We start from the raw sequence: 12041 nt of genomic DNA on the forward strand, positions 1-12041 counted from the left end.
CATTTGTTAAACCTAGAAAAAATTATAGGGAGGCTATCAAAATGGCAGAATTGAAATTAGAACACATTTATAAACTCTATGATAATAAAGTAACAGCAGTAGAAGATTTCAACTTAAAAATAGATGATAAAGAGTTTATCGTATTCGTCGGACCTTCTGGATGCGGAAAATCAACAACACTAAGGATGATTGCCGGTCTTGAAGAAATCTCTAAAGGTGATTTTTATATTGATGGAAAAAGAGTTAACGATGTTGCACCAAAAGACCGTGATATCGCCATGGTTTTCCAAAACTATGCTTTATACCCACATATGTCTGTATACGATAACATGGCATTTGGATTAAAGCTGCGCAAATTTCCAAAAGATGAAATTGACCGCAGGGTTAAAGAAGCAGCAAAAATCCTTGGCCTTGAGACCTATTTAAACAGAAAACCTAAGGCACTTTCAGGTGGGCAGAGACAGCGTGTTGCTTTAGGACGTGCTATAGTCCGTGATGCGAAGGTATTCTTAATGGATGAGCCTCTTTCTAACTTAGATGCAAAGCTTCGTGTAGCTATGCGTGCTGAGATTGCAAAGCTTCACCGCCGATTACAGACAACGACAATCTATGTTACCCACGACCAAACGGAAGCAATGACAATGGCTACTCGTTTAGTTGTAATGAAAGATGGTATTGTTCAGCAGATTGGTGTACCTAAAGAAGTATATGAAAAACCAGAAAATATTTTTGTTGGAGGGTTTATCGGTTCACCAGCTATGAACTTTTTTAACGGCAAACTTGAAGATGGCAAATTTACAATTGGAAACAAATCGATTTCAGTTCCTGAAGTGAAAATGAAATATCTTCGTTCCCAAGGATATGTAGGGAAGGAAATTGTAATGGGTGTACGTCCTGAGGATATTCATGATGAACCCGTGTTTATTGAATCATCTGTAGGCACAAAGATTTCAGTCCAAATTGATGTATCTGAATTATTAGGTGCTGAAACCATGGTCTATTCAAGTATTGACGGTCAAGATTTTGTCGCACGCCTTGATTCTCGTACCAATATAACGCCAGGAGAAAAAATTGTGGTTGCTTTTGATATGAATAAATCACATTTCTTTGATACCGAAACACAAATAAGGATCCGCCCTGCAAATGATAAATAATTCAATTTTTTATTGAATAGGAGGGAAGATTGCTAGAATTAACATCCCGACCTAGCAGTTAAACAACGGGAGAAACACCGGAAATAAAAAGTAACTCAATGATTTTAAGAGTAACTATATTCTTTATTTGTAGTTTCATATCAGAGGACAAAGCCACAATCGAGTTGATACATATAATTTAACTATACTTGGAGGGACGTTATTGTGAGAGTAAATTTACAGGACAATTTCTCAATATCAAAATTAGTTATCGGATGTATGCGATTGAATGATTGGAATTTAAATGTTAAACAAAGAATTGAATTTGTTGAATGGTGTATAAAACAAGGAATTACAACCTTTGACCATGCAGACATTTACGGTGGCAATCATCGTAACGAAGAACTATTCGGAGAAGTTCTTCAAATGAAACCTCAATTGAGAGAAAAAATAGAAATTATTACAAAGTGTTCTATATGCGTTCCTAATGATGCAAATCCAAATATAAAAACGAGATTTTTCAATTCAGATAGCAAGTACATTATAAAACAAGTAAATAAATCAATAGAAAAACTAAAGTGTGACTATATTGATTTACTCCTCATTCATATGCACGACTTACTGGTTAATCCGAAAGAATTAAATGATACTCTGAATCAATTGATAGAGGAAGGAAAGGTTAAATACTTTGGATTATCAAACCATAATCCCTTGGAATTCGATACACTACAAAAATATACGGATGTAAAATTTGTTACTCATCAATTCATGTTGCATCCTTTGGGAATTGAAAATTATAAGAATGGAACCATGACCCATTGCTTAAAGGAGGGAATTCATCCGATGTTTTGGTCACCATTAGCAGGGGGGAGAATTTTTAATCCTACTAATGCCTTTGAAGAAAACATGAAAAATGTATTAGAAGGTATTAAGCAAGAACTTCACTTAAGGGAAGTTGATGAAGTGATATATAAGTGGCTTTTAAAACATTCTTCAGATCCTGTTATTGTATTAGGGACTGGAAATAGAGATCGCATAAAGCGAGCTTTACATTCACTACAGGGTGTGCAAATGACAAGAGAACAATGGTATAAAATCATAACAGAAGCAGGCTATAAATTATGGTAAGTTAACTTCAAAAAATATTAATCAGGTTAAAAGAAAGTGGGATTGTATCCGAAGGTTAAAGAGATAATTATTTTCACAATCTGTATCCTCAGGGGATGGATAATGGATAAAGTGTCGTATTTTACCTGTAATTTATATTTGTTGGACAGTTAACTAAAATAAATAATATCTATTTTTAATGGGAATTAGCTGTTATATGAAAGGTTAGAAGAATAATAGTTTTATATAAATTAATTATTAGGAGGAATAATCATGGGACTTGTTTCAATTAAGGAAATGCTAAATAAGGCATTAAAGGAAGGATATGCAGTTGGGCAGTTTAATATCAATAACCTCGAATGGACACAAGCTATCTTAGCAGCTGCTGAGCAAGAGAAGTCACCAGTGATTCTTGGCGTTTCCGAAGGAGCAGCTCGTCATATGGGAGGATTTAAGGTAGTAACAGCCATGGTAAAAGCACTTATGGAGGAAATGACTATTTCAGTACCAGTTGCGATTCATTTGGACCATGGCTCCAGCTTTGTAAAGTGTAAGGATGCAATTGATGCTGGATTTACATCGGTTATGATTGACGCATCCCATCATGCATTTGAAGAAAATGTGAAAATAACAAGACAAGTCGTTCAATATGCACATGACCGAGGTATTTCTGTAGAAGCTGAGTTGGGAACCGTTGGCGGGCAAGAGGACGATGTTATAGCCGATGGTGTTATCTATGCAGATCCGAATGAATGTCTGGAGCTAGTTAACCTTTCAGGTATTGACTGTTTGGCTCCAGCATTAGGCTCTGTTCATGGTCCTTATAAAGGGGAACCAAACTTAGGCTTCAGAGAAATGGAACAGATTTGTAAAACGATTGAGCTGCCATTAGTCTTACATGGTGGTACGGGCATTCCTACTGATCAAATCAAAAAATCCATCTCATTAGGAACAGCAAAAATAAATGTAAATACAGAAAATCAAATTGCGTTTACAAGCGCTGTTCGAGAAGTGCTAAATACAAATCCCGATGTATACGACCCTCGGAAATACATGGGTCCAGGGCGTGAAGCAATTAAAGAAACCGTTATTGGGAAAATACGTGAGTTTGGTTCCTCAGGTGTTAGATGAAATGCTTAAAAGAAAAGTTTCACAAAATGAAGCTTTTGAATTCTTTGATCATTTAGAAGGTGTCGAGCCACAGGAAATATGGGGATTATGGAAAGGTGATGAACTACAAACTGGACATCCACTTGAAGGTTTACTAAAGACTGCAAATTGGTATGGAAAAAAGTTTATAGATGAAGAACACGTCCACCCTCTCCTTTGTGAAAGAGAAAACGGCAATTTATTTTCAGTGAATCCTGGAATGATTCCAATAGCTATACCCCTGACTAAGGTGCCAAAGAATATTTTATCCGTATCTTTGAAGGTCTTTCGTCCTCTTATCAAGACCAATAAAAGTTCTGCAAGATTACGTAAGGTGGAATTTAGAGGCAAAATAAGTTCAGCTATGATCTATGATCAAAAGGGAATCATTGATATATTTAGGAAAGTGAATGAAAATACATTATTGGGAATTATGGATATTAAAAACATACCTACTGATAAATGTTATTTCTTTGTATTAAAAAGAGTAAAAGAAGATATACCTCTTTAAACAAATAGTAATTTGTTCAATTAGCTGCTCTACACCATGTGAAGCGGTTAAAATAAAATCCACTTAAAGTAGGTGTGGCAGGTTACTTCAACCCTTATCCCAATCCGTTTATTAAAGAGGTCAGCTGTCATTGTCCGGGGGCTGCCTGCTTGGGGCCAATATATTAGTAAAAAATAAATATTATCAAAGTAAAGTATTTAAGAGCAAATCGATGGATTGCTCTTTTTTTTGTCACAAAAGTGTCGTTTTGCATTAATAATATACGTCATTATACCTATTACACATTGAATATATTTTAATCGGAGGTGTCAACTGTATGGAAAAAGCCCGAAATAAAAAAATGGAAAAAGAAGATGAAAGTCTAAAAGGCGCTTTAACATCTGTTATGTTACTTGGATTTTTCCTTATCGGATCGTGGTTGAGTATTTATCTTTTGTTTTTATCTAGATAAGGGGTGGTAGATTGATGCATATTCATAAATATGAAAGGATCTGGCTTACTTTCGGAATAGCGATGCTTATCGTCTTTTTAACTATTGTTGGGGTGAATGCCTTTATGATGGGGCGAAATCCTCCCAGCGGTTTGAATGAAATTGATCCGGATCATGTGCGGGAAACAGTCCCTTTTAATCATCCAGGCTTGCATAAGATTGGAGATAATCGCTATGAGCTAGATATCGTTTCTTCTGCTTTCAGCTATGACGTCGGAACTTCTGACAAAGTGATAAAAATCCCCAAAGGGGCAACTGTTACTTTCAGGGCGGCAACGACGGATGTGATTCATGGACTGTCACTTGCAGGTACAAACGTCAATATGATGGTGGAGCCCGGCTATATCAGTGATTTGACCGTTAAACTTAAAAATGCAGGCACGTTTACCATGGTTTGTAATGAGTATTGTGGTTCCGGTCATCAAATGATGTATGCGACAGTGGAGGTAGTGGATAATGGAAAATAAAAAAGATGCAAGATTGACATTGGCCCATATTTATGTAGCTTTTGCGGCCCTTTTACTAGGTGGTTTTTCCGGTCTGCTCCAAACATTGGTCCGCTCAGGGGAATTCAACCTTCCTGCCGGAATCGGTTATTATCAGCTGTTGACAGTCCATGGAGTTCTTCTCGCTCTTGTGTTGACCACATTCTTTATCGTCGGATTCCTATTTGCCTGTATGAGCATGACAAGCGGAGCATTCACTCATGGCGGAAGAACGGCAGGATGGATCGGATTTTGGGTGATGACGGTCGGGACCGTGATGACATCTGCTGCTATTCTGACTGGTCAGGCATCCGTGTTGTATACCTTTTATGCCCCAATGAAGGCTCATCCCACTTTTTATATAGGGCTTGCGCTCGTCGTCGTCGGCAGTTGGATAAGCGGATTCGCCATGTTTTTCCATTATGCAAAGTGGAAGAAAAACAACAAAGGGCAAACACCCCATATCATGAGCTTTATGTCCGTAATCACGATGTCGTTATGGCTTATTTGTACATTGGGGGTTGCCGCAACCGTTCTAGTTCAGTTCATTCCATGGTCTTTGGGATGGAACGAACGGATCGATGTGCTAGTCAGCCGCACGCTTTTCTGGTATTTTGGCCACCCGCTTGTTTATTTTTGGCTTCTACCTGCCTATATCGTCTGGTATGTTAATATTCCTAAAATCATTGGCGGAAAGATTTTTTCTGATTCGTTGGCACGTCTTGCTTTTATCCTGTTTTTGATCTTTTCTATCCCTGTTGGATTTCACCACCAATTGACGGAACCAGGGATTGATGAAAAATGGAAGTTTTTTCAGGTTATCCTCACGTTTATGGTGGTAATCCCATCCCTTATAACTGCCTTTGCAATGTTTGCCACCTTTGAATTAGCCGGAAGGAGAAAAGGGTTTAAGGGTTTGTTTGGTTGGTATAAAGCTTTGCCATGGGGGGATGTTCGCTTCTTGGCTCCTTTTGTCGGGATGCTTTCGTTTATCCCAGGTGGAGCAGGCGGGCTCATCAACGCTTCCAACCAGATGGACCAGGTCGTTCACAATACGATATGGATAACAGGTCACTTCCATTTGACAATCGCAACAACGGTCCTCTTGACATTCTTTGGAATTTGTTATTGGCTAATCCCCTCCATCACAGGAAGGGTATTGACAAAGGAAATCAATCGTTTGGGAATAATCCAAACGGTTCTATGGGGTCTTGGAATGATCATCATGTCCGGTTCCATGCACCTGGAAGGGCTGCTGGGAGCACCTAGACGATCTGCTTATTCCACTTATAACGGAAGCGACCAGGTAATGAGTTGGATTCCTTATCAGATCGCACAAGCTGTCGGCGGAACCATCCTTTTTATTGGGATTATCTTGATCATCTATATCATCATTCATATGCTGTTCCTTGCGCCAAAGGGTAAGACTGAATTCCCGATCGGGGAGCCTGAAGAGAATGCCGGTATAACTCCAAGAATCTTTGAGAATTGGTGGCTGTGGATCGGGATCGTTGTTGCATTGATTCTCATCGCTTATGCCTTGCCATTTTCTCATATGCTCCAACACGGTCCCATGGGAAGTAAAGGGTTTAAAACTTACTAAAAACAAAGTTTTACAAAGTTATAGATTATTTCTAAATGGCGGGTAAAAACCTCTTGGTAACATAAATGTAACACAATTCTAAGGGAGAATTAAAAAAGCACTGATACAATGAAGCGAAGTTCGGTAAAAGGGAGTGATAAATGAGTGAATCAGGAAAAAAATATTTCAGTGAAATTTTTACTTTTTGTCGTGGCTTCCGTCATTGCATTCACACTTGTCGGTTTGCTAATCCTTGGGCATAATCCGAATGTTCAAAACCAAAGATATTGGATCATTAGCCGATCATCCGCCATTGTTTCCTACATCGTCTTGACTTTCGTGATTATACTCGGGAACCTGCTCAGTAACCCAAGGAATAAGGATAGATGGAAACTGTCGAAATATCTATTGCCATGGCACCAAGCATTGATAGCTGCAACTTATACGTTAGTTGCCATGCACCTCATCTTTACAGTGATTGACCCAAAATCCGGGGTAACCTTCAAACAAATGTGGTTCCCAATACATGCCGCGGTACATCCCTATCCATATTTGGCAGGGACGATTGGACTTTATTTCCTTATCCTGATTGGGTTCACCGCTTCCATCAGGAAGCACTTTAAACAATGGATTGATATTCACCGGATTTCTATCGTCATTTGGTTTTTGGTTACCTTTCATGGATTCTTTGGTGGATCCGACACACTAGCGTTCACGGCAATGTATGGGTTGTCGACGTTACTTACTTTTGGTACGTTCTTTTACCGTCACTGGGCAATAAAGAAACAGCCAAAAAAGAGAATGACAGCTCCGTTAAAACAAAAAAATACCGCTGTTTAAACTTAAACAGCGGTATTTTTTTTGTTTTCAAGATGCCTTTGTCACCGAATGTACGGGAGGTGGTGGTGCCGGCGTCGGCTTTGGAGTTACAACGGGAGCGGGAGTTGAAGGCTTAACAGCTGTTGGTGCCTGAGTTGTTGTAGAACTTGTGCTACTACTGGTATTCGCTGAACTCGCCGAAGACGAATGAACTGACATCGCAGCAATCTGGTTTTTAATTTGAGCTATTTCTGAATTAAGCGTATTTATTTGTTGGCTTTTCTGATTTGTATCATTTACTGTTTGATTGTAAGTGAGTTGTAATTGATATAATTTTTGATTATAGTTATTTAATTTTTTGATTAAATGGTTTCGCTCTTGAATTTTTTGTAAATATGCATTTTTTTGAACATTGGCAGCACTTACCTGGTCCTGGACATTATAAAGGACGCCTGCGTATAACCCCCCAGCACATAGAGTTCCAATGACAGATTTCTTCCATAATTTATTCATTATTTCCACCTTCTTTTTGTAATAATGCATTTTTTTGATCAACTAGGTTGGAGTATTGATGATCGATTGCATTCTTCGCTTTTGCTGCTGCCACCAAATTGCTTTGTAGTTTTTGAATTTGTCCTGCCACAGAATTAGCTTGTTTTTGTATTTTTACTTCAGAAATAGTTGGATAAGTAGTTGGTTGATTGTTTTTCAAATAGGAATGGACTGTTACGTAAGTGCTGACAAAGAAAACAAACGTAAACAATAGTAAAATGGTACGTTTTTTAGTCATAAACGACATGAAACATATTCCCCTCTCTATGAAAATCGGAAAAAGTCCAAATAATATTCGAAGCGATTTCGTTCGAACAGACAATCTCTTTTTTGGCATTGATCGAAATGTAAGGCAAGTATGGCAAGTGTATGTCTTTCTGTTCATCTTGTATGAACAAGGCTTTTGTATAAACTTCCGCATCCACACAGCTTTCCGCAAATCCAGTCACGCTCACTACGTTCCCTTGATACGGCAGTTTCGTCCATGGATTGATCAAGTGATGGAAAGTCCGATCTTCACGTTCCCATCTCCTTTTCCATGTGGAACTTGTGCAAATGGCAGTTTTTTCACCGGATATGCTCAAAACCATCGCCAAATCATTCGAAGCATGAATGGGATCTTCCACTCCCACATTCCAAGCGCTGCCATCTGCTTGTGTTCCGCAAACGATCATATCACCGCCGGCGTTTATGATATACCCCGTCAATTCATCTTTGCATTCCTGTTCGATCAAGGTGGATAAGTAGTCCGCCGTATAGCCTTTCCCGATGCCGCCAAGGTCGATCGGAGCGAAGAATTTCACTTTCCCATCAGCTTTCCAGTCGAAAAGCGCACCCTCGCACGAAAATGCGGGTGCGACTTCTGCACCTGAGTAACCCAATCGATCCAAATATGCAAGAACCCTTGGATCGAAAGCGCCATTCGTCTCCGCCCATTTCTTTTCCGTCTTTTTTAAAACGTTATACATCGTTTCGGAAATGTGATTCCAATGGTTCAGATTGCGGTTCAAGTATGTCAGCTCGCTCGTTTCCCGAAAGCGGGACATGATTTGTTCGAGACGTTCCGTCTCTGAAATGATCTTAGTGAAAAAATCGGTTGAAATTTCATGTTTGGAATCCAACCTGAGTTCAAATGTTGTATTCATGGCGAGATACGTCAGTGTCTTCATTGCCATCGTTTTTCCTTTTCCCCTTTTCCACGGTCCTTTTTGTATATTAATGAAAGGATGCCGATTTCCTCGTCTATTCTAACAATGGCACTTTAATAGAGCTTTAAAAGAATGTTACATATTCTTTACAAGAACTTTTGAAAAACCTATAAAAATTGGAAGTTTTCATGCTAAATGGAACTACAAAAATTTAGAGTCTCTTCCAGTTGGAAACGGCTTTTTTCTTAAAACAAGTCTGAGTAATTTATTTTTTTGTTCGAAAATTTGACATCGAGCTGAATGTTGAATACGATAAAAAAGTTGAGATTAATAGGAGAGTTTCTTTGTTATCACAGGGGGAAAACAATCATGTCAGAAGAAAAGAGATATGGCAGTGTTTTATATAAATCAATTGAAATTTTGGACTATCTACGTGATGTGGAAAATCCTGTTAGATTAACAGAGCTTTGTATGGAATTTAATATGAATAAAGGAACACTCTCAAAAATATTGAATTCCATGCTTGATTTAAACTTGGTTACCAGAGATGAGATGACTAACCGATTTACGCTCGGGAGTCGATTGATTGGGTATGGAACGGCGGCTGTTCGACAATTCAACATCGAATCAATCGCAACACCATTTATGGATGAACTTCATTCCAAGATTGGAGAAACTATCCATTTAAGTATAGAAGAAAATGGACAAATGATGTATCTAAAAAAATATGAAGCAATCGCAACAGTCAATTTGCGTTCTCGCATAGGACAAACTGTTCCAATGTATGCTTCAGCAACGGGAAAAGCAACACTTGCGGCAAAGTCTGATAAAGAAATTTATGATTACTATCATCTTGCTGATGTTATACAAATTACAAATAATACATTAACAAACTTTGATGATTTTATGGCTGATATACAACGTATTCGTTTAAGAGGCTATGCACTCGATCGTGAAGAATGTGAATTGGGTGTTAGAAGTGCAGCAGTAGCTTTTACAAAGCTGGGCAAAACATATGGAGCGATAAGTATCAGTGTCCCCAAATATCGCTTAACAGAAGAGCTTAGCCAAAAAATCTGTTCTGCACTTTTGGAGGTTAAAGAAAAAATTGAGAAAAAGTTGTGAACAATGGAGATGTCCCTCTAATGGTCGTTGAATAATGACTATTAGAGGGACATCTCTTTTTTTTGAAAGAAATTGTTTATTTAAAAATAAAATCCTTTTCAAATCTAATATATCCTTTTGGAAAATAGTAAAAATAAAACGCTTGCAAGACTGTTTGTGAAGTAATATAATTATCACGTAATCAAGAAACTTTGTTTCCAATATGGAAACTTGCTTCTTTTAAAAAATTGTTGCAGCTTTTACTATCCTGTTTGATATAAGGGAAAATCATCAGAAAAGGAGAATTACGATGAAGATCACTGAAGACTATCTTTTAAAGCGTGCGACATTTGATGCTGTAAAAGTTATTGTTCCCAGTTTTGATATAAAAATTGTACGAGAGAAAACAAAAATTAATCCTGAGTGGGTTCATTTTGGTGGCGGAAATCTTTACCGTTGCTTCCATGCAAAAGTTGCTCAAGATTTAATCAATGCAGGTGAATTAGACACGGGTATCGTTGTTGTAGAAACGTTTGGGGAAAATTTGGTAAAGGACCTCTATCATCGTTTTGACAATCGGTCACTTACAGTCACTATGAAAGCCGATGGTAGTTTTGATAAAGAATTAGTTGCATCTACAGCTGAGGCTTTGTATTTTCATCCATCAAATAAACACGATGTACAAAGTTTGGTAAACATTTTCAAAAATAAAAGTCTCAAATTAGTGACCCTGACAATTACTGAAAAAGGTTATGCCGTAAAAGATTCTGCCGGAAATTTACTTAAACAAGTTACTCAAGATATTCAAGCAGGTCCAACCTTTGACAAACTTCAAAATACAATGGCGAAACTGGCGTATCTTTTAGTTGAACGTTTTAATGCTGGAGCATTACCGCTTGCCGTTGTATCTACAGATAATTTTTCGCATAATGGGGATCGATTAAAAGCGGCAGTTCTTGAAATTGCAAATGGATGGTTAAAACAAGGCTTTGTTTCAAACTCCTTCATTGAGTATTTAGATAAAGACAATCGAGTGAGTTTTCCATTTACAATGATTGATCGTATTACGCCACTTCCAAATGTAGATATTGCAAAAAAATTGGAAGAAGAAGGCATTGAGGAAATGATGCCGTATAAGACAGGTGATCGGGGAAGCGAATTAGCAGCTTTCGTCAATACCGAAGAAGTTCATTATCTTGTCATTGAAGATGATTTTCCAAATGGTCGTCCAGCATTTGAGAAAGCAAATGGAGTATTGCTGGGCAATCGGGAGACTGTGAATAATGCTGATCTTATGAAGGTATGTACGTGTCTAAATCCACTTCACACAACACTTGCTATATATGGTTGTTTGCTTGGATTTGATCGTATTTACAAAGAAGTACAAGACAAAGATTTATTGAAATTAATTGAGCAGATTGGGTTTGTGGAAGGACTTCCTGTAGTAAAAAACCCGGAAATTATCAATCCTGATTCCTTTATTAAAGAAGTTATCTATAAACGGTTTATGAATCCTAATATTCCAGATACGCCACAGCGTATTGCATCAGATACATCACAAAAAGTGGGCATTCGTTTTGGTGAGACAATAAAAGCATATGTATCAACTAAAAACAAAGATGTTAAGACATTACGTTTCATCCCCTTGACGATTGCTGCATGGTGTCGTTACTTAATGGCGATAGACGATAAAGGTCAGCTATTTACGCCAAGTCCGGATCCGCTCTATGAGGAATTACACTCTTATGTTTCAACAATCACATTAGGGGAAACTGCAGATGTTCATTCAGCACTTCATCCGATTTTAAGCAATAAAGAGATCTTCTCCGTAAATCTTGAAGAAATAGGTTTGGGTGAAAAGATTGAGAATTATTTTGTCCGAATGATTACTGGACCTAATGCAGTGCGAACAGTCCTACAACAAGAACTAGCTGCTCATGCAATTGAAGTAAACAAATAAT

13 protein-coding genes are annotated in these 12041 nt (G+C 37.9%); 10 read left to right on the forward strand and 3 right to left on the reverse strand.

Annotated features, from left to right (window positions below; genetic code table 11):
• Positions 1-41 precede the first annotated feature (41 nt).
• The 8 genes from RCG17_RS16380 (at position 42) to RCG17_RS16415 (ending at position 7297) form a co-directional block, all read left to right on the forward strand.
• Positions 42-1154, forward strand: a complete 1113-nt coding sequence (locus tag RCG17_RS16380; protein WP_308171211.1) for an ABC transporter ATP-binding protein — start codon at positions 42-44, stop codon at positions 1152-1154.
• A 204-nt stretch (positions 1155-1358) separates the two neighbouring features.
• Complete coding sequence (locus RCG17_RS16385; protein WP_308171212.1) at positions 1359-2261, forward strand: aldo/keto reductase; 903 nt, start codon at positions 1359-1361, stop codon at positions 2259-2261.
• A 252-nt stretch (positions 2262-2513) separates the two neighbouring features.
• Entirely contained in the window at positions 2514-3371 is an 858-nt protein-coding gene (locus tag RCG17_RS16390; protein ID WP_308171213.1) for a class II fructose-bisphosphate aldolase, read from the forward strand.
• Position 3372: 1 nt separating this feature from the next.
• Entirely contained in the window at positions 3373-3900 is a 528-nt protein-coding gene (locus tag RCG17_RS16395; protein ID WP_308171214.1) for a DUF4334 domain-containing protein, read from the forward strand.
• Positions 3901-4216: 316 nt separating this feature from the next.
• The gene (locus RCG17_RS16400; RefSeq protein WP_308171215.1) at positions 4217-4351 is read left to right on the forward strand and encodes a cytochrome c oxidase subunit 2A; all 135 of its coding nucleotides are present in this window, start codon (positions 4217-4219) and stop codon (positions 4349-4351) included.
• A 14-nt stretch (positions 4352-4365) separates the two neighbouring features.
• The gene (locus RCG17_RS16405; RefSeq protein WP_308171216.1) at positions 4366-4857 is read left to right on the forward strand and encodes a cytochrome c oxidase subunit II; all 492 of its coding nucleotides are present in this window, start codon (positions 4366-4368) and stop codon (positions 4855-4857) included.
• A complete protein-coding gene (locus RCG17_RS16410; protein ID WP_308171217.1) occupies positions 4847-6478 on the forward strand; it encodes a b(o/a)3-type cytochrome-c oxidase subunit 1 in 1632 nt (543 codons plus the stop codon). The genes RCG17_RS16405 and RCG17_RS16410 overlap by 11 nt, the downstream gene beginning before the upstream one ends.
• A gap of 144 nt (positions 6479-6622) precedes the next feature.
• Positions 6623-7297, forward strand: a complete 675-nt coding sequence (locus RCG17_RS16415) for a hypothetical protein (RefSeq protein ID WP_308171218.1) — start codon at positions 6623-6625, stop codon at positions 7295-7297.
• 27 nt (positions 7298-7324) lie between these two features.
• On the opposite strand, the gene RCG17_RS16420 is transcribed toward RCG17_RS16415, so the two are convergent.
• Genes RCG17_RS16420 through RCG17_RS16430 form a run of 3 tightly spaced genes read right to left on the reverse strand, consistent with a single transcriptional unit; the run spans position 7325 to position 8997 of the window.
• Positions 7325-7789, reverse strand: a complete 465-nt coding sequence (locus RCG17_RS16420; protein WP_308171219.1) for a hypothetical protein — start codon at positions 7787-7789, stop codon at positions 7325-7327.
• Complete coding sequence (locus tag RCG17_RS16425) at positions 7782-8075, reverse strand: hypothetical protein (protein ID WP_308171220.1); 294 nt, start codon at positions 8073-8075, stop codon at positions 7782-7784. The genes RCG17_RS16420 and RCG17_RS16425 overlap by 8 nt, the downstream gene beginning before the upstream one ends.
• Positions 8059-8997, reverse strand: a complete 939-nt coding sequence (locus tag RCG17_RS16430) for an FAD:protein FMN transferase (RefSeq protein WP_308171221.1) — start codon at positions 8995-8997, stop codon at positions 8059-8061. The genes RCG17_RS16425 and RCG17_RS16430 overlap by 17 nt, the downstream gene beginning before the upstream one ends.
• Positions 8998-9345: 348 nt before the next feature.
• Here RCG17_RS16430 and RCG17_RS16435 point away from each other — a divergent pair, with 348 nt between their 5' ends.
• Together RCG17_RS16435 and RCG17_RS16440 are read left to right on the forward strand one after the other, a co-directional pair.
• On the forward strand, positions 9346-10101 hold the full coding sequence (locus RCG17_RS16435; RefSeq protein ID WP_308171222.1) for an IclR family transcriptional regulator: 756 nt from the start codon (positions 9346-9348) through the stop codon (positions 10099-10101).
• Between the two features lie 289 nt (positions 10102-10390).
• Positions 10391-12040, forward strand: coding sequence for a mannitol dehydrogenase family protein (locus tag RCG17_RS16440; protein ID WP_308171223.1), 1650 nt, complete (start codon positions 10391-10393; stop codon positions 12038-12040).
• Position 12041: the final 1 nt, after the last annotated feature.

Source organism: Neobacillus sp. PS3-12 (assembly GCF_030915385.1).
Lineage (GTDB): Bacteria > Bacillota > Bacilli > Bacillales > Cytobacillaceae > JAEVLT01.